The sequence below is a fragment of the Tenacibaculum sp. XPcli2-G genome (assembly GCF_024124505.1).
GTDB classification, from domain to species: Bacteria; Bacteroidota; Bacteroidia; order Flavobacteriales; family Flavobacteriaceae; genus Polaribacter; species Polaribacter mesophilus.
On the sequence record NZ_JAMXSH010000005.1, the window covers coordinates 49,330 to 74,809 of the forward strand.

The window sequence follows — 25,480 nt, forward strand, 5'->3', positions numbered from 1 at the left end:
GCTTTAATTACGTTTAAAAACAAAATATATAAAGAACGTTACTTTAATGGTTTACTTTTAGTGATTAATACAGTTAACTATAATTCTGACGTCACTTACTTTGTAAACTCTTTTCCAAATATAAGAAATAAATAACTCTTTTTTAGTGTTTTAGGTGTTTTGTTATCAACAAGTTGGATGTAATGTTTTATTAACAAATGTGAATAAAAAAAACACCATGAAAATCATGGTGTTTTTAATTTCTTTTGAGAAGAAGTTTTTAGTGTCTTCTTTCTTTAATTCTTGCTTTCTTACCAGTAAGACCTCTAAAGTAGTAAATACGAGCTCTACGTACTTTACCTCTTTTGTTTACTTCGATCTTTTGGATAGAAGGTAAGTTGATAGGGAAAATACGCTCAACACCTACAGTACCAGACATTTTTCTAATAGTAAATGTTTCAGAAGCTCCGCTTCCTCTCTTTTGGATAACAACTCCTCTAAAAAACTGAGTACGAGTTTTGTTTCCTTCTTTAATTTCGTAGTATACTGTAATAGTATCTCCAGCTGCGAATTCTGGTAATTCGTTTTTTGTTACAAATTCGTCTTGAACAAATTTTACTAAATCCATTTTCTTATTATTTATGGTTGTATAAAAGCAACATTCACGATTTTCGTCAGAGGTTGATTTTGTGGCTGCAAATTTAGAACTTTTCTTTTGATAAAAAAAATAAATAAATCACTGATTATTAGTTAATCTAATAAATCTGGACGTATTTCTTTTGTTCTTTTGTAAGCTTGTTCTGAGCGCCATTCTTCAATTTTAGGAAAATTACCTGATAGTAACACCTCAGGAACCTTCATTCCTTCATATTCTGAAGGTCTAGTATATACAGGAGGTGATAGTAAGTTGTCCTGAAAACTATCGGTTAAAGCAGAAGTTTCATCACCCAAAACTCCAGGAATTAAACGAATGACAGCATCGCATAAAACAGCTGCAGCCAATTCTCCTCCAGTTAACACATAGTCACCAATAGAAATTTCTTTGGTTACATATTTATCACGTACACGTTGATCTACACCTTTGTAATGTCCCGTTAAAATAATTATATTTTCTTTTAAAGAAAGGGTATTTGCTGTAGCTTGATTTAGAGTTTTAGCGTCTGGAGTCATATATATGATTTCATCATACGTTCTTTCAGATTGTAGCTTTTCAATACATTTAGCTATAGGTTCAATCATTAAAACCATTCCAGCACCTCCACCAAATTGGTAGTCGTCTATTTGACGATAATTACCAAAACCATATTCTCGTAGGTTATGAAAATGAACTTCAGCGAGTCCTTTGTCAATAGCCCTTTTCATCATTGAGTTTTCAAATGGGCTCTTTATTAAGTCGGGTTCAACCGTAATAATATCTATTCGCATGCGGCAAAGATAGATGTTTTAAAGAGATTTTTTATGGGAATATTTTTTTGAATTTCTTTGGAAGTTCTTTTGTAATGTTGATTGTTTCTTTAGTAAAAGGGTGTGTGAATTCGAGTGTTGAAGCATGAAGAAAAAGCCCCTTTCCTTTTAATACTTTATTTTCTATAAAGTATTCTTTATCACCTAAAATCGGATTGCCAATAGCGAAAAGATGCTTGCGTAGTTGATGTTTTCTTCCTGTTTTAGGATGTAATTTAACCAAGTTCAAGAAATCAAATCTAGGGGACTCAGCAGTTTCAATAACTTCAAACGAAGTAGAAGCCTCTTTATCATCAATAGGAAAGTTAATTTCTCCTTTCTTCTCTATTTTACCAATACAGATTGCGTGATATGTTTTCTGAATCTCCTTTTTTTCGAATAGTTGGTTCAAAACAATAATACTTTCAGTTGTTTTTCCAATGAGTAACAATCCACTTGTAGGATAATCTAATCGGTGTACAGGTCGAGGGCGAGTAGCATTTGGTGAATCGCTTTTTTGTAAATTTTGTATTAGAGCATTATCAATTGTGGCAAAAGAATTTCCACTAACCAATATTCCTGCTGGTTTATAAATAATAGCTAAGTAATCATCTTCAAAAAGAACTTCTAAAGGGAAATCAAAATGTTTTCTTTGAGTTTTTTCTTCTAATTGAAATAACTCAATAGTATCTTCTTTACTAATATACAAAGCTGTTGTAGCTATTTTACCATTGACCTTTATTAATCCTTTTTTAATAGCTTTTTTTAGGCTGGATTTAGTAGGGACGGTTTTAAAAATTCCGACAGCATATTCTTGTAGTCGAATCGGGGTTGCTATGCTTTCTACATTATGAGTTTCAGAAATTATCAAAACAAAGTACTTATTTTATTCAAAACTAAGCAAATAATTTTTGTTATCAATTAAGGTACGTCCGTACCTTTTTTTCAAACATTAGTAGAAAAGAATTAAATACAAGAAAAAGAGTAAACTAAATTTAAGTCATACTGGAAAAACAAGGAGGAGTGAAAGGTGTAACTAGTTTACATTTAGTTGTTTGGAAGTAAGTAAAGAGGAGGTGAACGCTCCTTTTAATATAATTGTAAAAATAAATAAGTTATGTATAAATCAGATAGTTGTATACTAAGAAATCCAATGCCTAGTGGAGCTATCGAACCTAATGAGAATTCTGTAAATGGAATGTTAGAGTTTGATGGGTATTATTGGTGGACTAATTATCCGTTTGGAATATCGTATTCTGGATATTGGTTCAATAATCAACAATGGGATCCGCGCTGTGCGACTGTAGACAGTGATGGATTACATTTAAAAATGAAAGAAACACAACTGCCTAACGGTCTCAAACAATGGTCTTCAGTGGAGTTAGTGTTGTGGGGAAAGGTAGCCAACAACCCTAATACGGCAGGAAACCCACCACAACGTATGTATCCTGGTTATGGAAAATACTTGGTGGTAGCAGAAACACCAGTAGGTAGTTTTAATGATATAGCTAATAATTGTTGTTTTGGGGTGTTTACATATCAATATGAAAAAGATTCATCAATAACTAATTGTCATAGAGAATTGGATATGTTGGAATGTAGTAGGTGGAATAAGCCTAGTGATTCAACAAATGCACAATTTACATTGCAGCCTTGGGAACCTGCTGGAAATGTACATAGAATTACATTGAAGGATAAAGGTAAAATAACTATTGTAATGGATTGGAAAAATGAAAATACTCCAGTAATTTATTCAATTTATTATGGTATATACGATTTAAATAGTTTGCCTGCTAAGCCTGATATAAGTTGGACAACAGCAGTGAGTCAAAATCAGTATATTCCTAATGAAGGATACCAAACAGTGCATTTAAATTTATGGAGACAACCACAAAATTATACTCCTTCTGAAGAGCAAGAAGTTGTGATTAAGAAGTTCCAGTATAAAAGAAATAATTAAAACCCTAAAGCGGTGTCGTCCCCTCTAGGGTCTGCACCGCCTTCTAGTTTTCCGTTAGGAAGCACTAAAATAGCATCTACTTTTCCTATAACAGGTGAATTTGTTTCATCTAATTTGTATCCTAATTGTTGTAAGTCTTTTTTTACTTGTTCGTCAAAACCTTTTGGTTCCATTTTAATTACATCTGGTAACCATTGATGATGAAAACGTGGTTGATTCACGGCTTCTTGCATTCCCATATCAAACTCATGTACATTTAAAATAGTTTGCAAAACTGAAGTAATAATTGTTGAACCTCCAGGAGTTCCTACAACCATGTATAGTTGACCATTTTTTTCTACAATAGTAGGGGTCATAGAGCTTAACATGCGTTTTTCAGGATCTATTTTATTGGCTTCAGCACCTACTAAACCAAACATATTTGGTGTTCCTGGTTTGCTTGAAAAGTCATCCATTTCATTGTTTAAGAAAAAACCTAAATCTGAACAATATAGTTTAGAACCGTAAGCTCCATTAATGGTTGTTGTGGCTGAAATAGCATTTCCAAATTGATCAACAATAGAGTAGTGGGTGGTCTCATCGCTTTCAACCATTGTAATATTTCCGTGAGAAACATCGGTTGAAGAAGTCGCTTTTTCAAAAGAAAAATCATCCATTCGATTTTTTGTGTACTCTTTACTGATGAGTGTTTTAATAGGGATTTCTACAAAATCAGGGTCTCCTAAATAAAAACTTCTATCTGCATAAGCTCTACGTTCTGCTTCAGTAATTACCTGCATAGCTTTTGTAGAATTATGTCCGTATTTATCTAAATCAAATGGTTCAATTCCATTCATTATTTGGGCTAAACAAATTCCCCCACTTGCAGGCGGAGACATAGAAATAATTCGTAAATTGTCGTAGGTAAAAGTGATTGGAGTTCTCCATTTAGCTTCATACTTAGCCAAATCTTCTTCGGTCATAATTCCACCATTGTTTTGCATAAAAGCAACCAAGCGTTTAGCGGTTTCTCCTTTGTAAAACTCATCACGACCGTTTTTTGCAATACGCTCCAAAGTTGCTGCTAAAGCAGGATATTTGATCGTGTCTCCCTTTTTCCAAGGCTTGTCAAAAAGAATAGAGTCTTTATTTACTTCTGAAAAATAATGTTGATACTTTTTTATGCGATCTTCTTGTTTTTGAGTAACTACAACTCCTTTTTTAGCTAAAGCTATGATTGGTTTTAAAATTTCTTGAATAGGTAATGAACCGAATTTTTTATGTGTAGCAAAAACACCAGCTACTGTTCCTGGGATTCCCACTGCCATAGCACCCAAAGTGCTTTTATTTTCAATTACATTTCCTAAGCTATCTAAATACATGTCTTTATGAGCAGCAAGTGGTGCTTTTTCGCGATAGTCAAGCGCACCAATTTCTCCTGTGTTTTTTCGATAGACCATAAATCCACCACCACCAAGATTACCAGCATAAGGGTACGCTACTGCTAAGGCTAGTTCTGTGGCTACCATGGCGTCGAAAGCATTTCCTCCTTTTTGTAAGATATCCGAACCAATTTGTGAAGCTTCTTTACGGGCAGAAACTACCATAGCTTTTTCAGTAATTGTACCTACAACTTTTTCTTTTTTACAGCTATATAATACTGTGAGTGTTAAAAAAAATAAGAATGCTTTTTTCATGTGTTGTTAACTTAGTTCTTTTAGTTTTTGATGAGAGAATACACGAAGGTTTTCAAAAAAAGTAGTGAAATCATTTTCAAAAATTTGATAATTCTCTAACAAATCTCCAGTAGCTAAATTCATTTTTGACTTCCCGTTAGTGCGTCTATTCATTCCGTTTAGGACTTCCTGAATCCCTTTAGCAAATTGATAATTATATAACCAGTCATACTGTATCATGTAGGGTAGCATTTCTTGTGTTTTTTCAGGAAGAATATCAATATTGTCTTGAAGTAAATTATAGACAGAGTTTACATAGACGTCTAGTGGAATTTGTGAATAATTTTTCCAGTTTTTGGCTAAATAATGATCGTAAAAAATATCGATAATTACTCCGTCGTAATGACGATATCTTTTGTGAAGGCGACGCTTACTGATTCTAACAATTTTATGCGCATCTGTGTAGGTGTCAATTTCGCGATGTAACAAAATTCCTTTTTGAATGTCTTCATGATAGTGAGAGAAGTTTCTTCCTTTTACATGGTCGGCAATAAAGTTACCAATCATTACATTGGTGTTGTTGTCAGAAAGATATAAATGCGCTAAAAAATTCATTTTATAAATGTAAACAAAAAACCACAACTGAAAAGCTGTGGTTTTAAAGTTTATGTGTAAGTCTTTAACTCTTAACTGGAGTGTTCTTTAAAATCTCTAATAAAAAATTCCAGAATTTTTGTGTTGATGATATTTGTGCGCGCTCATCAGGTGAGTGTGCACCTTTAATGTTTGGACCAAAAGAAACCATATCCATTTCTGGATAGTTTTGACCTAAAATACCACATTCTAATCCTGCGTGACATGCAGCTACAATAGGTTTATCGTCGTGTAATTCTTCGTATAAGTCAGTTACAGTTTTTAAAATTTCAGAATTTACGTTTGGTAACCATCCAGGATAAGAACCAGAAAATTCTACATCAAAACCTGCTAATTCAAAAGATGAACGTAACGAGTTTGCTAAATCCCACTTATTTGTTTCAGAAGAAGAACGTGTTAAACATCCAATTTTAATAGCTCCATCTTTTACAATAATACGAGCAATGTTGTTTGAAGTTTCTACTAAACCTTCAATATCAGGGCTCATACGGTATACACCATTCAACGCAGCATAAACCGATTTAATTAATCCTTCTTGAACACCTAAGTCCATTACAGTTTCAGGAGTGTCAATTTCTTTTAATTCAATAGTTAGGTTAGGTTCTAATGTTGAAAACTCAGCTTTAATATTGTTAATAAGCTCGTGAATTTCAAATAAGAAAGGTTCTTTAGAAACAGCATCAATAACTACAGTAGAAAAGCTTTCACGAGGAATAGCATTGCGTAAACTACCTCCGTTAATTTCTGAAACACGTAATCCGAAGTTTGTAAAACCATCAAATAATAAACGGTTCATAATTTTGTTAGCGTTTCCTAAACCTTTAATAATATCCATTCCTGAGTGACCACCATTTAATCCTGTAACAGAAATTTCATAGGCGATTGTGTTTTCAGGAGTAGTTTCTTCACTATAACTTCTAGTAGCAGTAACATCTACACCACCAGCACATCCCATTCCTATTTCATCATCTTCTTCAGTATCAAGGTTTAATAAAATTTCACCTTCTAATAAACCTCCTTCAAGTCCCATTGCACCAGTCATACCTGTTTCTTCATCAATTGTGAATAAAGCCTCGATAGCAGGGTGAGGAATATTAGTAGATTCTAAAACTCCCATGATAGCGGCAACACCTAAACCGTTGTCGGCTCCCAATGTAGTTCCGTCAGCTTTAACCCAATCACCATCTACAAACATTTTAATTCCTTCGGTGTCAAAATCAAAAACAGTGTCTGCATTTTTTTGGTGTACCATATCTAAATGGCTTTGCATTACTACTGTTTTTCTGTCTTCCATTCCAGTTGAAGCAGGCTTGCGAATAATTACATTCCCAACTTTATCAACCATGGTTTCAAGATTTAATTTCTTACCGAAATCTACCATAAATTGAATGACTCTTTCTTCTTTTTTAGAAGGGCGAGGTACAGCGTTTAAGTCGGCAAAATTTTTCCAAATAGCTTTTGGTTCTAGGTTTCTTATCTCTGAATTCATGTGAATTGAAGTTTTAATTTTAAAGCTACGAAGATACTTAATCCTTATCGAAAAATTGTAAATTCGCAACATGGATTTTTCGTCGAAATTATTAGAAAATGCAGTAAATGAAGTAAGCAGATTACCGGGTATTGGTAAGCGGACAGCACTTCGTTTGGTGTTACATTTATTAAAACAACCGAAAGAAAATACAAAGTATTTGTCAGAGGCTTTAACGCATTTACGAAATGATGTAAAATCGTGTAAAAAGTGTCATAATATTTCAGATACAGTGCTATGTGATATTTGTAGTAACCCGAAACGAAATGCTGAGATTGTATGTGTGGTAGAAGATATTCGTGATGTAATGGCGATTGAAAATACAGCGCAATACAGAGGTTTGTACCATGTGTTAGGGGGAAAGATTTCTCCTATTGAAGGAGTTGGTCCTCAAAACTTACAGATTGAATCATTAGTAGAAAAAGTAAAAGAAGGCGAAATTAAAGAGTTGATTTTTGCTCTGAGTTCTACCATGGAAGGTGATACCACCAATTTTTATATTTACAAACAGATAGAAAAATACGGAGTAACTACATCAACCATTGCTAGAGGAATCTCGGTAGGAGATGAGTTAGAATATGCAGATGAAGTTACTTTGGGAAGGAGTATTGTAAATAGGATACCGTTTGAACAATCGATAAAGGGATAAAAAACAGCTTTGAAATTTATTTCAAAGCTGTTTTTTAGGATGAGTCAAAATGTAAATAAGTTACTTCCTCTTAAAAACAGTTATATCTGTAAGAGTTTCTCCATTATATTCCTGTTTATATACAGATGTCATAGTATTACCATTATCAGAAAAAGTAATGCTTGAATCAGATGATTCACCATTGTTTATTCTTGAATAAACCCCATTTCCTTTGTTTGTCCATGTAGCGGAAAACTCATCCTCTATAATACATTCATCATCAATAGATTCATATGATACTGAGTTAAAGGTTCCATTTTCTTTAAAAGTAACAGAAGATTTCTTTTCACAATCACTTGCTTCTATGCCTTCTTCAGAAAACTTATACCAAGTTCCTACTATAGGGTCTAAATTGTTTTCATCATCAGAAGAACAAGCTAATAAGCTAAACATAGCAATTGTTAAAACTAAAATTTTTTTCATAGTTAAATGTGATTTAATTTGAGGTTTATAATTTGTCGCGAAAGTAGTAAAGTTACTTGTTATAAAAAAGAAATTAATTGTTAGTTTTTTTTTCATCATCCATCAATTCTTGCTCGTATTTATCCCAAGATTTTTTAGCTCTTACCTTTTTATAATAACGAATACCAATCATCAATAATACTCCAAATAAGATAATTCCTACAACGCCCCAAATCCAGTTGATAGCACTTTTTAAAACGACTAAAAATACAACAGCGAATAAAATTACAGTTGGAATTTCATTAAATAAGCGGAGTTTATTAGGTGTGTATTTAATCTGATCATGTTGTAGTTCTTTGTATATTTTATGGCAAAATCCGTGGTAAAAATATAGCGCTAATACAAAAGCTAATTTTACATGCATCCAAGGCATTTTTAAGTAATAAGGATTTTTATATAGCATCCAAAAAGCAAAAAAACTTGCTAAAAATAAAGAAGGCCAAGTAATAATATACCATAAACGTTTAGACATTAACTTGTATTGTGTTTGTAATATAGACTTGGCTAGTTCGTCTTTTTTTTCAGCTTCTACATGGTAAATAAACAGACGACCTATGTAAAATAATCCTGCAAACCAAGTTACTACAAATATAATGTGTAATGCTTTTACGTATAGAAAATCCATGAGTTTTAATGTTTGAAAGTTGTAAAGTTACAAGTTTTTAATTTTGTTAACTTATGACTTGAAAGAGATTATCACGTCGTTATCGCTTCTCATAATGACAGTTTTTGTGTCATTGCGAGTCTTTCGACTGTGGCTCAAGAGAAGCGAAAGCGTGGCAATCTGTTAATTGTTTGTTGTTAACTGAAATTCATTAATCCATCCTGCTAAAACATTTACCCATTCATCATTGTCGTTAATACAAGGAACTGTGTGAAATTCTTCACCACCAGCTTCTAAGAACTCGTGTTTTCCTTCCATAGCTATTTCCTCTAGTGTTTCTAAACAATCAGAAACAAAGGCAGGAGTTACAATTGCTAATTTTTTAATGCCGTCTTTTTCGGCTTTATTCACAATAGTTCTGTCGGTATAGGGTTGTAACCAAGGATCCACTCCTAAACGTGATTGGAATGAGGTAGAAACTTTATTTTCGTCTAATCCTAATTCAGAAATTACATTTTTAGTGGTTTGATAACATTGATGACGGTAGCAATATTTATGAGCTTCTGAAGGAGTATTACAACAACTTAAATTTCCTGCTTCAGGATTACAGTGCGATTTTGTAATGTCAGATTTTCTGATGTGACGCTCTGGAACTCCATGATAAGAGAATAAAATATGGTCATAATCTTTATCAGATAAATAATCTTTTATGCTATTAGATAGTGCTTTTATATATTCTGGTTTGTTATAAAAAGCAGGTACATCGGTAATTTTCATGTTAGGAAAGAATTCTTTTCTTAACTCTTCAGCTAATACCAAGATAGTCTCTGTAGTTGCCATGGCAAACTGAGGGTATAACGGAACTAATAGTACTTCTGTGACGCCTTTATCATGTAGTTCTTGTAATCCACTTTTAATTGAAGGGTTTCCATAACGCATTGCTAAGGAAATAGGAAGTTCTGTTTTTGCTTGTACTTTGTTTTGTAAACGTTCTGATAATACAATTAAAGGAGAGCCTTCTTTCCACCAAATTTTTTGATAGGCTTCAGCTGATTTTTTTGGGCGCGTATTTAAAATAATACCTTTAACAATAAATGTTCTTAGCCAGTAAGGAACGTCAATAACACGTTCGTCCATTAAAAATTCTCCTAAGTATTTTTTTACGTCTTTAGGGTTTGTGCTTTCTGGTGAGCCAAGGTTTACTAATAAAACTCCTTTCATACTATTTCAAGTTCTTTTCTTTTAACTGATTTGTCGTTTCGTATAATGCGATAGCTAAACTGTGAATTACATTCATGCTAGAATTTCTTCCGTACATTGGTATCGCAACTGTTGCGTCTACTAAATTTATGTTTTCTATACCGTTTCTTTCGCTACCCAAAAGTAATACAATTTTAGAATGTGTACAGAAATCGTAATCGCTAATATCTATGCTTTCATCGGTAATTTCAATTCCAATAATAGTGTTTCCTTCTTCTTTTAATTGATGGATAAGTTGTTCGAAATTGTTATACGTATTATGTGATATTTGTTGAATTGTATTTCGAGCAGTTTTTTTTACAATTCTATTATCTACAGAAGGAGAGCTTTCGTGTAAATATATTTTAGATACGCCAAAACTTTCTGAAATTCGAAAACACATTCCTATATTTTCAGGAGTACGGATAGTATCACAAACAATGGTTATAGGAAATTCTTTTTGGTTATTTTCTATATCGTAATGAGTAAGTTGTTTCATTTTGTAAGATTATGAGTTTTTAATTTTTTTCTACTGTTGTAAACTCATTACATATTGTTTAGGGGTAGTGCCAAACTTTTTTTTAAAAGCAGCAATAAAATGACTAGAAGTACTATAACCAACCTGTAAACCAACTTCGTTAACATTATATTGGTTACTTTCTAATAGTTTTCTAGCATGATCCATTTTATAGTCAAACAAAAAGCTGTATACAGTATCTCCATAAATTTGTTTGAATCCTTCTTTTAATTTTTTTAAGTTTAAACCTACTTCGTTAGATAAATCTTGTAAACTAGGAGGCTCACTCATTCTAGCAATGATTATATCTTTTGCTTTTCTTATTTTTAAAACTTCACGATCATCCACCAAAAAAGGACAATATTCTTCGTTGGTGTTTTCACCGCTGTCAAAATGTAAACTTAATAGCTCGTATGTTTTTCCTTTTATATAAAGGTCTTTCATAGAGCTTTGGTTTTTCGCTGTTAAAATTTGTTGAAGTACGAATAAAACATTAGCACTTATTTCTGCGTTGTCGTAATATTTTTTATTTTTATTATTTTCACTTAAAAAAGGTATATAACTAGCTTCTTTAGAGAAAAGAGCGTGAAACTTTTCAATAGAAATTAAAACTGAAACCAAAGAGGTTTTAGGTAGTATTTCTAAATTGATAGGTAAATCTTGTTGTGGGTTATATAGGAAAATTGAATGTTTGTCTAAAACATTAAAAGTATAGCTATTGTTATTGAAGTTAAACTTACAATTACCTTTAACACAGTAGTGTAGTTGTATGTATGAGTTGTCTATATCTCTTTTAAAAAACTCCGTTTGGTCAGAATTGTTTTGAAATTTTAGGACAAAAAAACCTTTTTCTATAGAAATTTCTCTAAATGTACTTTCTGCGATGTTTTTTGACATGAATTTAGTGGTTTACGTAAAACTTGTTATTTAGAATGGTTCTAAAATAAAATGTTTTCCCTAGTCTATTTTACTACAAAAATACACTTTTACAGAAGTTTTTAGGGGGTTTTTAAGTGAAAAAACAAATAGCGACATTAAAAGTTCTTTTAGCGATACTTTTTTTTGTTCAATATTTATATTTTTGACCGACTTTTTTGAAGAAGACTCAATGATAGTAGAAAACAAACATCATAATAATTTATACAATATAGGCGTTAGTTATAAAAAAGCTGATGCTTTGATTAGGGGGAAATTTAGTATTTCTAAAGAAAATCAAATACAACTTTTAGAAGAAGCCAAGCAAAGAGGTATAGACGGAATTTTTGTGTTGTCTACTTGTAATAGAACAGAAATTTGTGGTTTTGCAGAACACCCTTTTCAGTTAATAAGCATGTTGTGTAAATACTCAAATGGTTCGGTAGAAGAATTTGCAAACGTATCAAACGTATACAAAAACAAAGAGGCTATTAACCACCTTTTTAGAATGGGAACAGGGTTAGATAGCCAAATTTTAGGTGACTACGAAATAGTAGGGCAGTTGCGTCAGGCATTTAAACAAGCTAAAGAAGTAGGAACTACAAATGCTTATTTTGAGCGTTTGTTGAACCATGTAATGCAAGCAAGCAAGCGAGTTAAAAATGAAACTAAGTTAAGTTCAGGTACCACTTCAGTATCATATGCAGCTGTTCAATACTTAATTAATAATTTACCAGATTACAACTCGAAAAATATTTTAGTATTTGGATTAGGTAAAATGGGAAAACATACCTGTAAAAACCTAGCAGAATACACACAAAATAAATCGGTAAGTTTAATTAATAGAACTGAAGAAAAGACTTCAGCATTTGTAAAAGAACATAATTCTATTAGAAAAGCGTCATATGCAAATTTAGCAAAGGAGGTTTCAAATAGTGATGTTCTAATTGTTTCTACAGGAGCAAGTTTTCCTACGGTTACAAAAGAACATGTTCCAACAGATAAGGAATTATTGATTTTAGATTTATCAATGCCAGCAAATGTGTCAAAAGAAGTGGCAGGTTTAGAGAATGTAACAATGGTAAATGTAGATGATCTTTCCAAAATAACTGATGAAACATTAGCAATACGCCAACAAGAAGTACCATTAGCAGAGGCGATTATTGAAACTCATAACCAAGAATTTCAAGAATGGTTAAATCATAGAAGATTTACGCCAGCAATTACTGCTTTAAAAGAATCATTACAAAATATTCAACAAGGAGAAATAGCCTTCCATAAGAAGAAAATTAAAAATTTTGATGAAGAACAGGCAGAAATATTAACATCAAGATTTATTCAAAAAATAACCACACAGTTTGTTAAACACTTAAAAGACGAAGAAACTTCGGTAAATACAAGTATTGAAGTAATGGCTAAAGTGTTTGGAGCAAATTTAGAAACCATCCATGCAGAAGATAATTAGAATAGGTACCCGCGATAGCCAATTGGCTATGTGGCAAGCAAGAAAAGTTCAAAAACTTTTAGAAGAATTAGGCCATCAAACTCAATTAATCCCCGTTAAAGCAACGGGTGATTTAGTTTTAGATAAACCCCTTTACGAATTAGGAATTACAGGGATTTTTACTAAAAATTTAGATATCGCTATGTTGAATGACGACATTGATATTGCAGTACATTCTATGAAAGATGTTCCTACAGTATTGCCAGAAGGTATTATACAAGCAGCTGTTTTAAAACGTGCTAATTATAACGATATATTGTTGTTAAAGGACAATGAAGAGTTTATGGCGCAACCCAACGGAGTAGTTGCTACAGGTAGTTTACGTAGAAAAGCCCAATGGTTAAATCGTTATCCAACTCACAAGGTAGAGGGTTTACGTGGAAATGTAAATACACGCTTACAAAAGTTAGAAAGTAATGACTGGAACGGTGCTATTTTTGCAGCAGCAGGATTGGAACGTGTAGGTTTAAGACCTAAAGGAGCTGTTAATTTGTCTTGGATGATTCCTGCACCAGCACAAGGAGCTATAATGGTTACAGCTTTAGATGAAAATCAAGAAATAAAAGAAATTTGTGCTAACCTAAATGATAAAGACACTGAAATTTGTACAGGTATAGAGCGTGAGTTTTTAAATCGTTTAGAAGGAGGGTGTACAGCACCTATTGGTGCATTAGCTTTTATAAATGAGAAAGAAGAAGAAATTAACTTTAAAGGAGTTTTACTAAGTAGAGATGGTAAAAAGAAAATTGAAGTTAGCAAGAAAGTAAAAGTAGGAAAACATAAATATATAGCAAAAGATTGTGCGAATTACGTGATAGATAAAGGAGGGAAGCTAATTATGATGGAAGACGAAGGAATTGAAAAACAGTTTTCAATCTATTCGACAAAAAAACTATCAGAAGCACAAAAAAAACTATTACCAACAAGCATGAATGTTCAGGATAGTGATTTTATTAAAATTCGTTTTAATAGAATAGCTCCTAAAGTAGTTAAGGAAGAAATAGAAAATGTAATTATTACTAGTAAAAACGGAGTAGAAGCATTACTAAACTCATTTACTTCAGATGAATTACAATTTAAAAATATTTATTGTGTTGGTAGAAGAACCAAAAAGTTAATTGAACAACGTATAGGAAAAGTAACACACTCAGAAAGAAATGCTAAGAAACTTTCTGATTATCTATCAAAAGAATTAAAAGGGCAGGAGGTAACTTATTTTTGTAGTAATCTACGTTTAGATACTTTACCACTTATCTTAAAAGCAAAGGGCATTACTGTAAATGAAGTAGAAGCTTATAAAACAACGTATAGTCCAGCAAAAGTTAATGAAAAGGTAAATGGAGTGTTGTTTTATAGCCCATCAACAGTAGAGAGTTACATGGAAAAAAATACTGCAGATAAAATAGCCTTTTGTATTGGAGATAGTACTGCTAACGAAGCAAAAAAACATTTTAAAGAAGTACAAATAGCAAAATTACCAACAGTAGAAAGCGTTTTGGAGTTGGTTAATTTACATTTTGTAAAGGAATAGAAATGAAGGGAATGTTTTATTTTATGTGTTTTTTGTTTCTTTTTAGCTGTAAAAATAAAAAGACAGAAAAACTTATATATCCACGTCAAATAGGAGATATTGGTTATGATGTAAAGTTAGACAGTCCAAGTTTTATTCCATGCAACGAAAATGATAAAATATTTCAATACTTCAATAATGGCAAAGGTTTAGAGTATAAAGGAAGTAAAAGAGAAATAGAAAATTTATTTAAAAAAAAGTATACTCATATAAAAGTGGATGAAAGCGGATTGATAAGGATTCGTTTCATTGTTAACTGTAAAGGAGAAACAGGCAGGTTTAGAGTTATACAAATGAATAATAACTACGAACAATTTACTTTTGATAATAGAATCACTAATCAGCTATTGATGTTAACCCAAAGCTTAAATGGCTGGAAAACAAAACAAGATGGTCGAGATAGAGAAATAGATTATTATCAATACTTGATATTTAAAATTGAAAAAGGAAACCTTATTGAAATTTTACCATGAGATCTATTATAATATGTTTGTTAAGTTTTTTTGCGAGTAATACTTTTACTCAAAACTGCAATGCATACAAATGGGAAGGGGAGATTAAAAAATATGAGGCTTGTAAAAAACAAAAAGAAGCCTATCAATTTTATCAGTTCACCAAAGAGTATCAAGAATTATTAGATGAAGCCATACAGATAGATTCTACTTATGATAAAGCTTATTGGGCTAAGTCAATTGCATATTTAAAAAGTGGAGATTTTTTATCATGGAAACCATTAATTGACAAGGCTGTAGAATTAAATCCTAAAATGCATTTAGGTTATAGAGGATGGTGTAGATATCAATTTTTTAGAGATTATAAAGGAGCTATAAAAGATATAGAACAATATGAAAAAATTATAAAAGATGATATAGGTTACTGTCAAAATGGAGACTATCATTTACAAATAGCAAAAGCAATTTGTTATAAAGCAGTTGGAAAAAAAGATAAGGCAATTAAAATAATAGAGGATTATTTAAAAGATAATAACGAAGAACCTGATCTGTACAACTATTTTCATCTAGGAGTTTTGTATTTCGAAAAAGGAAATTATAATAGAGCTTTAAGTAACCTTATGAAGCAAAAGGAGAATAATAATTTAGCAGATAATAGGTACTACATAGCAATGTGTTATAAAAAAAAGAATAACCTCAATAAGTATAAAGAAATAATATTAGAAGCAAAGAAGTTATTTGAAGAAGGATATTTATTAAATGATCCATACACTCATCACTATGATAAGGTGTATTTGTCTCAAATAGAAGAGGAAATTAATAAAAGTAAAAGATTTACCCCTTAAACTTTTAAAAAGAAAATTAATGTTTAGAACACGAAGACTAAGAAAAACAGAAAACATCCGTCGATTAGTTAGAGAAAATAAGCTTTCGGTAGATGATTTTGTATACCCATTATTTATTGAAGAAGGAACAGGCATTGAAACCGAAATTCCATCAATGCCAGGAATCAATCGTTATTCATTAGATACTATTTCTAAAGAATTAGATGAAGTTGTAGCTTTAAAAATTCCAGCAGTATTATTATTCGGTATTCCATCTAAAAAAGATGATGAAGGGACTGAAACTTGGAATGATAACGGAATTATGCAACAAGCTATCCGATTCATAAAAAAGAATTACCCAAGTTTATATGTAATTACTGATGTATGTTTTTGTGAATATACAAGTCATGGTCACTGTGGAGTTATACACGATAATGATGTAGATAACGATGCAACTCTAGTTAACTTAGCAAAACAAACCGTATCACATGCGAAAGCTGGAGCGGATATGGTAGCACCATCAGGAATGATGGACGGTGCTATAGCTATGATGCGTGAGTCGTTAGATAATACAGGTTTTGCGAACTTACCAATCATGGGATATTCTGTAAAATACGCATCAGGATTTTACGGACCTTTCAGGGAAGCAGTTGATTCAGCACCGTCATTTGGAGATAGAAGAACTTATCAGATGGATCCTTCTAATAGAGATGAAGGATTACGAGAAGCAACTTTTGATGATGAAGAAGGAGCAGATATTTTAATGGTAAAACCAGCACTATCGTATTTAGATATCATAAGAGATTTAAAAAATAATTTTGATAGACCTATTGCTTGCTATAATGTAAGTGGAGAATACTCAATGGTAAAAGCAGCAGCCGAAAAAGGATGGATTGATGGTGAAAAAGTAATGATGGAAAGCTTACTGTCTATGAAAAGAGCAGGAGCAGATATTATCATTACCTACTTTGCCAAAGAAGCAGCTAGAGTTTTAAATAGATAAAATGGAAAGAATAGCTGTAGCAGGAAATATAGAAGCCCCGATATATAAATTTTTATTAGATAAAGGGTTTAAAATATCTATACAAGGAGAGTATTGGGTTGCTAAAAATAATAATTTCGAGGCTATAGCTGATAATATAATAGAACTGGTAGGTATTATATACTTGAGAGAAAATAAAGGTAAGAACTGGAAAGCTAGTGATGATGTAATTGATAATTATATCGACTTTCTTAAAATGAATGAAAAATAAATGGAATTCAAAAAATCACAAGAATTATATAACAAAGGATTAGAAAACTTAGTAGGAGCAGTAAATTCACCAGTGCGTGCATTTGCATCCGTAGGAGGGAATCCTTTATTCATAAAAAAAGCGAAAGGAAGTAAGATTATTGATGTAGATAATAATTCATACATTGATTTAGTGTTGTCTTACGGTCCAATGATTTTAGGACACCGCCATAAAAAAGTAGAAAAAGCTATTAGAAAAGCGTTGAAAAATGGGTATTCTTTTGGAGCATCAACAAAAGGTGAAATTAAATTAGCAAAAATTGTTTGTGATGCTTTTCCGGGAATGGATAAAGTACGCTTTGTAAATTCTGGTACAGAGGCTGTATTAAGCGGAATTCGTTTAGCGAGAGCGTTTACTGGAAAAGACAAAATTATAAAGTTTGCAGGTTGTTATCACGGGCATCAAGATGCTTTATTAGTAGCTGCAGGTTCTGGTTTAGCTACGTTGAGTTTACCAGGAAGTAAAGGAGTGCCAGAAGGAGCTGTAAAAAATACGTTGATTGCAAATTACAACGATTTAGAAAGTGTAAAAGCACATTTTGAAGCTCATGATGATATTGCAGGAGTTATTTTAGAACCTATCGCAGGAAACATGGGAGTAGTAACTCCACAAGATGACTTCTTAAAAGAATTAAAAGAGTACGTAAACTCAAAAGGAGCTTTATTAATTATTGATGAGGTAATGACAGGTTTCCGTTCTAAGTTTGGGGGAGCTCAAGAAATATTAGGTGTTGAAGCTGACATTACTTGTTTAGGAAAAGTAATTGGAGGAGGTTTTCCAGTAGGAGCCTATGGAGCACGTAATGAAATTATGGAAACAGTAGCCCCATTAGGAGGAATGTACCAAGCAGGAACATTGAGTGGTAACCCAATTGCCATGGCAGCAGGAATTTCAACCTTAACAGAATTAAAGAAGCAAAATCCATATGAAAGGTTCAATGAGATAGCTCAAATTATTGAGGTACTCTTACTAGAATCAGCAAAAAAGCACGGAGTTGAAATTACAGTTAACCGATTTGGTTCGATGATTAATCCATTCTTTACTAATAAAAAAGTAACCAACTTTGAAGATGCACAAACTTCAGATACGAAGAAATATGCAACTTTCTTTTGGGAAATGACTAAAAATGGAGTGTTTTTACCTCCAAGTCAGTTTGAAGCTTGGTTCTTATCATCAGCATTAACAGAAAAAGATATTCAAGAGATAGCTAATGCCATTGATAAGTCGATGGAAGCAGTATCAAAAATGTAGAATAAATAATTGTCATTACGAGGAAGAATGACGTACAGATAGACATGATAAAAAACGATTTATTTTTAAAAGCATTAAAAGGAGAAACAGTTGATCGTCCACCAGTATGGATGATGCGTCAAGCAGGAAGGTATTTGCCAGAGTTTATGGAAATTCGAGAAAAGTACGATTTCTTTACACGTTGTAGAACTCCAGAATTAGCATCAGAAATTACAGTACAACCAATTCGTAGATACGGAATGGATGCTGCAATATTATTCTCAGACATTTTAGTAATTCCACAAGCAATGAATATTGAAGTGGAAATGAAACCAAATTTTGGACCTTATTTACCAAACCCTGTAAGAGACAAAAAAGGATTAGATAGTGTAATTATACCTGATATTCATGAAGAATTAGGCTATGTAATGGATGCTATTAAAGCAACTAAAGAAAAGCTGAATGATGAAATACCATTGATAGGTTTTGCAGGGTCTCCATGGACAATTTTATGTTATGTTGTACAAGGACAAGGGTCTAAGAATTTTGATAAGGCAAAAGAATTTTGTTTTACGCAACCAGTTTTGGCACACGAATTGCTTCAGAAGATTACAGATACCACAATTGCTTATTTAAAAGAAAAGGTAAAAGCAGGTGTGAATGCTGTACAAGTTTTTGATTCTTGGGGAGGAATGTTATCTCCAACAGATTATCAGGAGTTTTCATGGCAATACATTAATCAAATAATAGAAGCATTAAAAGATGATGCACCAGTAATAGCTTTTGGTAAAGGATGTTGGTTTGCCTTACATGAAATGGCACAATCAAATGCTTCAGCTTTAGGAGTAGACTGGACGTGTTCAGCAAGAAACGCACGCTATTTAACAGGAGGAAATATTACATTACAAGGTAATTTTGATCCTTCAAGATTATTGTCTCCACCGGCCGAAATAAAAAAGATGGTACACCAAATGATAAATGAGTTTGGTAAAGACAAATATATTGTTAACTTGGGGCACGGAATTTTACCAAATATACCGATAGAGAATGCAAAAGCATTTATAGATGCGGTAAAAGAGTATAAAGCCGACAGATAACCCCTTTTAAATAATTAAAAATGAAGAAATTATCTTTTGTTTTGATGTGTTTTTTAACGACTGTTATTTTCGCACAAAATAAAACGTATTACAATTTTGCAGTAAACAATTGTGTAGAAGAAAGTGCCGAAGGTTTGATTGATAAGTGCATTAAAGGCTCTTATTTGTTAAATTATAACTTTACTACAATTGACAGTAAAACAGTAAGTACAGACAAAATTAACAAGCCAATTGTATTGATAGCTAATGCTACTTGGTCGGCTCCTTGCTGGGGAGATGTACCAGCCCTAAACAAAATGGTAGAAAAATATAATAATCAATTGGAGTTTATTATGATTTTCTGGGATAAGGAAGCTAAAGTTAAAAGAATGGCTGAAAAGTTAGATAAGAGAATTAAGCTTGTTCCTGCAAGAGATATTGATAAAGTTCAAAAAGGATTTTTAGATATCAGTGGGTTTGTTCATAAGTTAGACTACCCAACAGCATACTTAATAGGTAAAGACAAACAGTTTGTTAATGTTAAAAGAGGAGCTGCAACACCAACAAAAGAAGTAGGTTGGGATAAAGTTAACGAAATAAATACCAAAAACTTTGAAGATTTTTTAGCACCAATATTAAAATAAATCATTTGAAATAATATTACTAGTAACCTCTTTCTTTATTGAAAGAGGTTTTTTATTTTCACACAAAAAAAGATATGATACAAAATATTGTAAAAGGAATTAAAGCCTATTTTGGTGCTTTCGGAATGATTTCAAAACTAAAGCTATGGAAGTATTTTATTATTCCAATGTTTATAAGCCTATTAACAGCAACGTTTATTGGTTTTATGGCCTATACATTTTCAGATAATATTGGTCATTATGTAGCCAATTTCTGGAAATGGGAGTTTGGTAAAGAAACCTTTGAGGTTATCAGTACTTTTATAAGCGGATTACTTATTGTGGTAATAGGTTTGGTATTGTATAAACATATTGTAATGGCTTTATCTGCGCCTTTTATGAGTCCAGTTTCAGAAAAAATTGAAGATCATCTTAGAGGAGAAGACCATACACATAGAATAACTTCTTTTCAAGAGCAATTAATTAGAGGTATACGAATAAACCTTAGAAATTTAACTAGAGAGCTCTTATTGACAATCCCTATCTTATTGTTAGGTTTTATTCCTGTAATTGGTATTATTTCAACGATATTACTGTTTTTAATGCAAGCATATTATGCCGGTTTTGGAAATATGGATTATACCTTAGAACGTCATTTTAAATACAGAGAAAGTATCAATTTTGTAAAAGAAAATAAAGGGCTAGCTATAGGAAATGGAGTGGTATTTATGTTGTTTTTATTAATTCCTGTTATCGGAGTAATTTTGGTATTACCACTATCAGTAACCGCAGCTACTACAGAAACTATTAAGAAAATACAGCTTAAAAAATTACTAGAATAAGTACTTTTGCACGTCAATAGAAACAAACACATGAAAGAACAATTTTACGCCTACATTCAAGAATTACAAGATACCATAACATCAAAACTGGAAGCAATAGATGGTAAAGCTAAGTTTCAAGAAGATTTATGGAAGCGTGCTGAAGGAGGAGGAGGTAGAACTCGTGTAATTGAAAATGGGAATATTTTTGAAAAAGGTGGCGTAAATATATCTAAAGTATTTGGAGAGTTACCAGAAGCATTAAGAAAGCAGTTTGGAGTAGAAAGTGGAGATTTCTTTGCCTGTGGACTGAGCTTGGTAATTCACCCGAAGAATCCATTTGTACCTACAGTACATGCTAATTGGCGTTATTTTGAAATGTATGATGGTGAAGGAAATATTGTTACCCAATGGTTTGGTGGTGGACAAGATTTAACTCCGTATTACTTATTTGAAGAAGATGCGGTACATTTTCATGAGGTATGTAAAGGAGCTTGTGATAAGCATCATCCAGATTTTTACCCAAAGTTCAAAGAAACTTGTGATAATTATTTTTGGAATGCGCATAGAAATGAAGCACGTGGCTTAGGAGGCTTGTTCTTTGATTATTTAAAAGAAACAGAAGAGTTCTCTATGCAAGATCGATATGATTTTGTAACTGAAGTAGGAAATAGCTTTTTAAACTCCTATGTACCTATTGTTGAGAGAAGAAAAGACACTGCCCACACTCAGGAGCATAAAGATTGGCAGGAAGTTCGTCGTGGTCGTTATGTAGAGTTCAATTTAGTACACGATAGAGGAACCTTATTTGGTTTAAAAACCAACGGACGTATCGAAAGTATTTTAATGAGTTTACCACCAACAGTACAGTGGAAATATAATCACCATCCAAAAGAAGGTTCTGAAGAAGCAAAATTATTAGAGGTATTGACAAAACCTAAAAATTGGGTGTAAACATTTCTTTTAAAATAAATACAAAGGAAAAAAGACAAAACAGATAAAGTTTTGTCTTTTTTTGTTAGATAGAAAATTAATATTAAAAATAAAATAGTGCTTAATAATTTTAATTAGGTTAAAGAGTTCAAAAATAGAATTTTGAGTAAAGAAACAATAGTTTAATTAGATATTAGATTATTCGTAATGATATTCTATGTTTACAGAGATAACAATAATCTATTTGTTGTTTTTTATAGTTGAATTGAGGATAATTTAATTGGTAAAGAAAAAATCAAAAATATTTAACGTATAAAACCATGAAAAAATCGTTGCTTTTTAGTAACTTCGCAAGCGTTTAAAATTATACACTATGGCTAGATACGAATTGAAGTTGCCTAAAATGGGCGAAAGTGTTGCAGAAGCAACAATAACTTCTTGGGTAAAAGAAGTTGGAGAAACTATTGATATAGATGATACCGTTGTTGAAGTAGCTACAGATAAAGTAGATAGCGAAGTACCTAGTGAAGTTGAAGGAACTTTAGTTGAAATCTTATTTGAAAAAGATGCTGTTGTGCAAGTAGGTGAAACTATTGCAATTATAGAAACAGAAGGAGAGGAAGGAGCAACAGCTGATGCGTCTAAGAAAGAAGAAGTTAAACCAGAAACTGTAGCTGCTGTAGAGAAAACTGTTGAAGTAGCTAAAGAAACAGTAGCGACTACGATTGATACTTCATCAAGCGATCGTTTTTATTCACCATTAGTTAAGAGTATTGCGCAAACAGAAGGAATATCTGTTGAAGAGTTAGAAAACATAAAAGGAACTGGCAAAGAAGGAAGAGTTACTAAGAATGATATTTTATCATATTTAGAAAACAGAGGAAGTCAGCCAGAAGTTGTAGCTCCAGCTTCAACAGAAAAGAAATCGGTACCTCAGTCAGCACTAGCACCAACTCCTGTTTCGTTAAGTGGTCAAGATGAAATTATAGAAATGAGTCGTATGGGGAAATTAATCTCTAAACATATGGTTGACTCTATTCAAACATCAGCACACGTACAATCGTTTATTGAAATTGATGTAACTAATATTGTTAATTGGAGAAATAAGGTTAAAAAAGCCTACCAACAAAGAGAAGGAGAAAAGTTAACATTTACACCAATATTTATGCAAGCTGTTGCTTCTACAATAAAGAAGCATCCAATGATAAACATTTCTGTTGATGGAGATAAAATTATTAAAAGAGGGAACGTAAATTTAGGAATGGCAGCTGCCTTACCTGACGGAAATTTAATTGTACCAGTAATTAAAAATGCTGATATGTTAAATTTGGTAGGTATGACAAAGCAAGTAAATGATTTAGCTACTAGAGCTCGTGCTAATAAGTTAAAACCGGATGAGATTCAAGGAGGAACTTATACAGTAACGAATGTTGGTAGCTTTGGAAGTATTACAGGTACACCAATAATTAACCAACCTCAAGTAGCAATTTTAGCTTTAGGAGCTATTGTTAAAAAACCTGCAGTAATTGAAACTCCAGAAGGAGATTTTATAGGAATCCGTCATAAGATGATTGTATCACATTCTTATGATCATAGAGTAGTAAATGGAGCTTTAGGTGGTATGTTTATAAAAACATTAAAAGAAATTTTAGAATCTTGGGATGTAAATCAAGATTTTTAAGAAAGAAGAAATAATATTTTAAAAGGCTTAGGTATTTACCTAAGCCTTTTTGTTTCAACTATGTTGATTATTTAACTATTAATATTTTTATTGATACATTTTGAGAGTACAGTTTACCAAATATTAAGGCTTGCTTGAAGAATCTAGGAGTTTATTGAGGACTCTTATTTTTTATGAAAATACCACCAATTCATATCTCGTGTTAGTCGATACCCTAATTTTTCATAAAGCTTAATTGCAGGATTTCCTTTATTAGTATGTAAAATAGGATGTTTTCCAGCTTTTAAAATTTCTTTAGTAACATGTTGAGAAAGTTGTTTAGCCAATCCTTTTCTTGTATGTTCAGGATGAGTAACTACAGCACTAACTTCAATAAAGTTATCAGTTTGCATACGTTGTCCAGTTACAGCAACAAGTTTGTTATCCTTAAAAATCCCAAAATACTTTCCCATATCAAAAGTTCTTTTTCTATAATAACCAGGCATTACTAACCATACAAGGTTATAAATTTCATCAACATGTTCTTCAGTTAACGGAATTATTTCTTCAATAATATCAAAATCAGTTAAGTCTTCAAGTATCATTTGGCAACCATCAATCTTTTTGTATAGAAGAATTTTGTCTTTGTCATAAGTAGGTGTTTTATTTTCAGAAACTAAAAAGAATTTATCTGTAAGCTTTGCATATTCATTTAGAGCATACGTTGTTTTTGAAGCCTCAGTAAAAGCACCAAAAGGACAAATAGTAGGATTATAAAACTTTACACTATTATAATTAATAGCAAATTTTTCATGTGTTTCACACAACGAATGCCAAACAGGATTTTGAAGTTTGTTATTCATTATAAATATTGGTTAAAGCAGTATTTAAGTTTGAAAAAATAAAATTATAAACATTACTTGTTTTCTCATAGGAAATCCTACTTCCTTTTAATAAAATATAAGCCATTTCACCTAAAGCTATTTTCAAAATAAATGAAGGAGCATTCATGGGAAGTACAGGTTTATTAATAACCTTTCCTAGTAGCTTTGTAAAACTTTCATTAGTCTGATGTTCGGGAGCAACAGCATTATAAACTCCAGTAAAACCGTTGTCTTCTATCGCTTTTGTATACAGTTCACATAAGTCATGAATGTGAATCCAAGGCATATACTGTTTACCATTTCCTAAGGCAGATAGAAACAAAGGAGTATTCATCTTTTGTAATGCACCACCATTTTTAGAAAGTACAACACCAGTTCGTAAAATGGTTACAGGAATATCTATTTGTTCGAATTGAAGAGCAGCATTCTCCCATTTTACACAAATTTTAGAGATAAAATCATTTTCAGGTTTATCATTTTCTGTATAGATTTTATTAGAAGTAATTGCTCCATAATATCCAATACCAGAAGCAGAAATAAATTTCTTGATGGATATTTGATACTCTTGTATTTTATTAAATAGTAAAGAAGCTGTTTTTACACGGCTATCAATTAATTCTTTTTTTCTTTCATTAGTCCAACGTTTATCAGCAATTCCAGCTCCTGCCAAATGAATAATATAACTTACATTATTAAAAGCATCTTTATCAATAAAGCCTTCTTTAACATTCCAACGAAATTCGTTACTCTTTTTTGGAGTTCTGGTAAGAATGTTAACCACATGCCCTTTACTAGTTAACCTTTTTGTTAACTCTTTTCCGATTAAGCCAGTTCCTCCTGTAATTAATATAGTTGCCATAGTACTCAAAAATAAACATTCATTTTTAAAAAAGAGGAGAGTAGGAGAAAGATTATAAAAAAAATAATCATCAAATACCTAGTAAAATTAAGACTTACGAATCTTTTA

General features: G+C 32.0%; 27 protein-coding genes. 14 read left to right on the forward strand and 13 right to left on the reverse strand.

What is annotated here, in order from left to right:
* Nucleotides 1-259 precede the first annotated feature (259 nt).
* The 3 genes from rplS to NH341_RS13220 all read right to left on the reverse strand — a co-directional run bounded on the left by rplS (nucleotide 260) and on the right by NH341_RS13220 (nucleotide 2,293).
* Complete coding sequence (gene rplS / locus NH341_RS13210) at nucleotides 260-607, reverse strand: 50S ribosomal protein L19 (protein WP_047789705.1); 348 nt, start codon at nucleotides 605-607, stop codon at nucleotides 260-262.
* Nucleotides 608-729: 122 nt separating this feature from the next.
* Nucleotides 730-1,404, reverse strand: a complete 675-nt coding sequence (gene trmD / locus NH341_RS13215; protein WP_073183128.1) for a tRNA (guanosine(37)-N1)-methyltransferase TrmD — start codon at nucleotides 1,402-1,404, stop codon at nucleotides 730-732.
* Between the two features lie 31 nt (nucleotides 1,405-1,435).
* A complete protein-coding gene (locus tag NH341_RS13220) occupies nucleotides 1,436-2,293 on the reverse strand; it encodes an RluA family pseudouridine synthase (protein ID WP_173360097.1) in 858 nt (285 codons plus the stop codon).
* Between the two features lie 246 nt (nucleotides 2,294-2,539).
* On the opposite strand from NH341_RS13220, the gene NH341_RS13225 reads away from it, so the two are divergent.
* Entirely contained in the window at nucleotides 2,540-3,382 is an 843-nt protein-coding gene (locus NH341_RS13225; RefSeq protein WP_253057182.1) for a hypothetical protein, read from the forward strand.
* Here the strand turns inward: NH341_RS13225 and ggt are convergent.
* From ggt to NH341_RS13240, 3 genes are all read right to left on the reverse strand, one after another.
* Nucleotides 3,379-5,058, reverse strand: a complete 1,680-nt coding sequence (gene ggt / locus NH341_RS13230) for a gamma-glutamyltransferase (RefSeq protein ID WP_253057184.1) — start codon at nucleotides 5,056-5,058, stop codon at nucleotides 3,379-3,381. The two genes, NH341_RS13225 and ggt, sit on opposite strands and share 4 nt — an antisense overlap.
* 6 nt (nucleotides 5,059-5,064) lie before the next feature.
* On the reverse strand, nucleotides 5,065-5,652 hold the full coding sequence (locus NH341_RS13235) for an ACP phosphodiesterase (RefSeq protein WP_253057186.1): 588 nt from the start codon (nucleotides 5,650-5,652) through the stop codon (nucleotides 5,065-5,067).
* Between the two features lie 64 nt (nucleotides 5,653-5,716).
* A complete protein-coding gene (locus NH341_RS13240) occupies nucleotides 5,717-7,180 on the reverse strand; it encodes an aminoacyl-histidine dipeptidase (RefSeq protein WP_253057188.1) in 1,464 nt (487 codons plus the stop codon).
* 70 nt (nucleotides 7,181-7,250) lie between these two features.
* On the opposite strand from NH341_RS13240, the gene recR reads away from it, so the two are divergent.
* Entirely contained in the window at nucleotides 7,251-7,868 is a 618-nt protein-coding gene (gene recR / locus NH341_RS13245) for a recombination mediator RecR (RefSeq protein ID WP_159611776.1), read from the forward strand.
* Nucleotides 7,869-7,928: 60 nt separating this feature from the next.
* On the opposite strand, the gene NH341_RS13250 is transcribed toward recR, so the two are convergent.
* From NH341_RS13250 to NH341_RS13270, 5 genes are all read right to left on the reverse strand, one after another.
* Entirely contained in the window at nucleotides 7,929-8,330 is a 402-nt protein-coding gene (locus tag NH341_RS13250) for a lipocalin family protein (protein ID WP_159611774.1), read from the reverse strand.
* Between the two features lie 73 nt (nucleotides 8,331-8,403).
* Nucleotides 8,404-8,994, reverse strand: coding sequence for a CopD family protein (locus NH341_RS13255; protein WP_253057190.1), 591 nt, complete (start codon nucleotides 8,992-8,994; stop codon nucleotides 8,404-8,406).
* Between the two features lie 162 nt (nucleotides 8,995-9,156).
* Complete coding sequence (gene hemH / locus NH341_RS13260) at nucleotides 9,157-10,194, reverse strand: ferrochelatase (RefSeq protein WP_159611770.1); 1,038 nt, start codon at nucleotides 10,192-10,194, stop codon at nucleotides 9,157-9,159.
* A 1-nt stretch (nucleotide 10,195) separates the two neighbouring features.
* Entirely contained in the window at nucleotides 10,196-10,711 is a 516-nt protein-coding gene (locus NH341_RS13265) for a TrmH family RNA methyltransferase (RefSeq protein ID WP_047789683.1), read from the reverse strand.
* A gap of 30 nt (nucleotides 10,712-10,741) precedes the next feature.
* Nucleotides 10,742-11,626: an AraC family transcriptional regulator gene (locus tag NH341_RS13270; RefSeq protein WP_047789684.1), complete on the reverse strand. Its 885-nt coding sequence runs from the start codon at nucleotides 11,624-11,626 to the stop codon at nucleotides 10,742-10,744.
* Nucleotides 11,627-11,837: 211 nt separating this feature from the next.
* Between NH341_RS13270 and hemA the strand changes: the two genes are divergently transcribed.
* From hemA to NH341_RS13330, 12 genes are all read left to right on the forward strand, one after another.
* On the forward strand, nucleotides 11,838-13,109 hold the full coding sequence (gene hemA / locus NH341_RS13275) for a glutamyl-tRNA reductase (protein ID WP_159611768.1): 1,272 nt from the start codon (nucleotides 11,838-11,840) through the stop codon (nucleotides 13,107-13,109).
* Nucleotides 13,093-14,679, forward strand: coding sequence for a hydroxymethylbilane synthase (gene hemC, locus NH341_RS13280; RefSeq protein ID WP_047789685.1), 1,587 nt, complete (start codon nucleotides 13,093-13,095; stop codon nucleotides 14,677-14,679). The genes hemA and hemC overlap by 17 nt, the downstream gene beginning before the upstream one ends.
* A 2-nt stretch (nucleotides 14,680-14,681) precedes the next feature.
* On the forward strand, nucleotides 14,682-15,191 hold the full coding sequence (locus tag NH341_RS13285; protein WP_047789686.1) for a hypothetical protein: 510 nt from the start codon (nucleotides 14,682-14,684) through the stop codon (nucleotides 15,189-15,191).
* Nucleotides 15,188-16,015, forward strand: coding sequence for a tetratricopeptide repeat protein (locus NH341_RS13290; protein ID WP_159611762.1), 828 nt, complete (start codon nucleotides 15,188-15,190; stop codon nucleotides 16,013-16,015). The genes NH341_RS13285 and NH341_RS13290 overlap by 4 nt, the downstream gene beginning before the upstream one ends.
* A 19-nt stretch (nucleotides 16,016-16,034) precedes the next feature.
* Entirely contained in the window at nucleotides 16,035-16,997 is a 963-nt protein-coding gene (gene hemB / locus NH341_RS13295; RefSeq protein WP_047789688.1) for a porphobilinogen synthase, read from the forward strand.
* Between the two features lies 1 nt (nucleotide 16,998).
* Entirely contained in the window at nucleotides 16,999-17,247 is a 249-nt protein-coding gene (locus NH341_RS13300; RefSeq protein WP_253057192.1) for a hypothetical protein, read from the forward strand.
* On the forward strand, nucleotides 17,248-18,537 hold the full coding sequence (gene hemL, locus NH341_RS13305) for a glutamate-1-semialdehyde 2,1-aminomutase (RefSeq protein ID WP_253057194.1): 1,290 nt from the start codon (nucleotides 17,248-17,250) through the stop codon (nucleotides 18,535-18,537).
* Nucleotides 18,538-18,581: 44 nt separating this feature from the next.
* Nucleotides 18,582-19,613, forward strand: coding sequence for a uroporphyrinogen decarboxylase (hemE, locus tag NH341_RS13310; protein ID WP_253057196.1), 1,032 nt, complete (start codon nucleotides 18,582-18,584; stop codon nucleotides 19,611-19,613).
* A gap of 20 nt (nucleotides 19,614-19,633) precedes the next feature.
* Nucleotides 19,634-20,236: a thioredoxin family protein gene (locus tag NH341_RS13315; RefSeq protein ID WP_082118662.1), complete on the forward strand. Its 603-nt coding sequence runs from the start codon at nucleotides 19,634-19,636 to the stop codon at nucleotides 20,234-20,236.
* A 74-nt stretch (nucleotides 20,237-20,310) separates the two neighbouring features.
* Nucleotides 20,311-21,057 (forward strand): EI24 domain-containing protein, encoded by a 747-nt coding sequence (locus tag NH341_RS13320; RefSeq protein WP_173360088.1) that lies wholly within the window; start codon nucleotides 20,311-20,313, stop codon nucleotides 21,055-21,057.
* 30 nt (nucleotides 21,058-21,087) lie between these two features.
* Nucleotides 21,088-21,990 carry an oxygen-dependent coproporphyrinogen oxidase gene (gene hemF / locus NH341_RS13325; protein WP_159611756.1) on the forward strand — a complete coding sequence of 301 codons (903 nt, stop codon included), beginning with the start codon at nucleotides 21,088-21,090 and terminating at the stop codon, nucleotides 21,988-21,990.
* Nucleotides 21,991-22,342: 352 nt separating this feature from the next.
* Complete coding sequence (locus NH341_RS13330; RefSeq protein WP_159611754.1) at nucleotides 22,343-23,650, forward strand: dihydrolipoamide acetyltransferase family protein; 1,308 nt, start codon at nucleotides 22,343-22,345, stop codon at nucleotides 23,648-23,650.
* Nucleotides 23,651-23,814: 164 nt separating this feature from the next.
* Here NH341_RS13330 and NH341_RS13335 read toward each other — a convergent pair whose 3' ends face one another.
* Both NH341_RS13335 and NH341_RS13340 read right to left on the reverse strand, forming a co-directional pair.
* A complete protein-coding gene (locus NH341_RS13335) occupies nucleotides 23,815-24,492 on the reverse strand; it encodes a GNAT family N-acetyltransferase (protein ID WP_047789694.1) in 678 nt (225 codons plus the stop codon).
* Entirely contained in the window at nucleotides 24,485-25,372 is an 888-nt protein-coding gene (locus tag NH341_RS13340) for a TIGR01777 family oxidoreductase (protein ID WP_159611752.1), read from the reverse strand. Before NH341_RS13340 ends, NH341_RS13335 begins: the two co-directional genes overlap by 8 nt.
* Between the last annotated feature and the right edge of the window lie 108 nt (nucleotides 25,373-25,480).

What these genes read in the sequence shown, in the direction of transcription:
- hemE (WP_253057196.1), top strand. Translation starts at nt 18,582, where the DNA reads ATGATAAAAAACGATTTATTTTTAAAAGCATTAAAAGGAGAAACAGTT.
- NH341_RS13320 (WP_173360088.1), top strand. Translation starts at nt 20,311, where the DNA reads ATGATACAAAATATTGTAAAAGGAATTAAAGCCTATTTTGGTGCTTTC.
- NH341_RS13315 (WP_082118662.1), top strand. Translation starts at nt 19,634, where the DNA reads ATGAAGAAATTATCTTTTGTTTTGATGTGTTTTTTAACGACTGTTATT.
- NH341_RS13265 (WP_047789683.1), bottom strand. Translation starts at nt 10,711, where the DNA reads ATGAAACAACTTACTCATTACGATATAGAAAATAACCAAAAAGAATTT.
- NH341_RS13270 (WP_047789684.1), bottom strand. Translation starts at nt 11,626, where the DNA reads ATGTCAAAAAACATCGCAGAAAGTACATTTAGAGAAATTTCTATAGAA.
- recR (WP_159611776.1), top strand. Translation starts at nt 7,251, where the DNA reads ATGGATTTTTCGTCGAAATTATTAGAAAATGCAGTAAATGAAGTAAGC.
- hemC (WP_047789685.1), top strand. Translation starts at nt 13,093, where the DNA reads ATGCAGAAGATAATTAGAATAGGTACCCGCGATAGCCAATTGGCTATG.
- trmD (WP_073183128.1), bottom strand. Translation starts at nt 1,404, where the DNA reads ATGCGAATAGATATTATTACGGTTGAACCCGACTTAATAAAGAGCCCA.
- ggt (WP_253057184.1), bottom strand. Translation starts at nt 5,058, where the DNA reads ATGAAAAAAGCATTCTTATTTTTTTTAACACTCACAGTATTATATAGC.
- hemH (WP_159611770.1), bottom strand. Translation starts at nt 10,194, where the DNA reads ATGAAAGGAGTTTTATTAGTAAACCTTGGCTCACCAGAAAGCACAAAC.
- NH341_RS13240 (WP_253057188.1), bottom strand. Translation starts at nt 7,180, where the DNA reads ATGAATTCAGAGATAAGAAACCTAGAACCAAAAGCTATTTGGAAAAAT.
- NH341_RS13300 (WP_253057192.1), top strand. Translation starts at nt 16,999, where the DNA reads ATGGAAAGAATAGCTGTAGCAGGAAATATAGAAGCCCCGATATATAAA.
- NH341_RS13290 (WP_159611762.1), top strand. Translation starts at nt 15,188, where the DNA reads ATGAGATCTATTATAATATGTTTGTTAAGTTTTTTTGCGAGTAATACT.
- NH341_RS13335 (WP_047789694.1), bottom strand. Translation starts at nt 24,492, where the DNA reads ATGAATAACAAACTTCAAAATCCTGTTTGGCATTCGTTGTGTGAAACA.
- NH341_RS13225 (WP_253057182.1), top strand. Translation starts at nt 2,540, where the DNA reads ATGTATAAATCAGATAGTTGTATACTAAGAAATCCAATGCCTAGTGGA.
- hemA (WP_159611768.1), top strand. Translation starts at nt 11,838, where the DNA reads ATGATAGTAGAAAACAAACATCATAATAATTTATACAATATAGGCGTT.
- NH341_RS13250 (WP_159611774.1), bottom strand. Translation starts at nt 8,330, where the DNA reads ATGAAAAAAATTTTAGTTTTAACAATTGCTATGTTTAGCTTATTAGCT.
- NH341_RS13340 (WP_159611752.1), bottom strand. Translation starts at nt 25,372, where the DNA reads ATGGCAACTATATTAATTACAGGAGGAACTGGCTTAATCGGAAAAGAG.
- NH341_RS13255 (WP_253057190.1), bottom strand. Translation starts at nt 8,994, where the DNA reads ATGGATTTTCTATACGTAAAAGCATTACACATTATATTTGTAGTAACT.
- hemF (WP_159611756.1), top strand. Translation starts at nt 21,088, where the DNA reads ATGAAAGAACAATTTTACGCCTACATTCAAGAATTACAAGATACCATA.
- hemB (WP_047789688.1), top strand. Translation starts at nt 16,035, where the DNA reads ATGTTTAGAACACGAAGACTAAGAAAAACAGAAAACATCCGTCGATTA.
- NH341_RS13235 (WP_253057186.1), bottom strand. Translation starts at nt 5,652, where the DNA reads ATGAATTTTTTAGCGCATTTATATCTTTCTGACAACAACACCAATGTA.
- NH341_RS13330 (WP_159611754.1), top strand. Translation starts at nt 22,343, where the DNA reads ATGGCTAGATACGAATTGAAGTTGCCTAAAATGGGCGAAAGTGTTGCA.
- NH341_RS13285 (WP_047789686.1), top strand. Translation starts at nt 14,682, where the DNA reads ATGAAGGGAATGTTTTATTTTATGTGTTTTTTGTTTCTTTTTAGCTGT.
- hemL (WP_253057194.1), top strand. Translation starts at nt 17,248, where the DNA reads ATGGAATTCAAAAAATCACAAGAATTATATAACAAAGGATTAGAAAAC.
- rplS (WP_047789705.1), bottom strand. Translation starts at nt 607, where the DNA reads ATGGATTTAGTAAAATTTGTTCAAGACGAATTTGTAACAAAAAACGAA.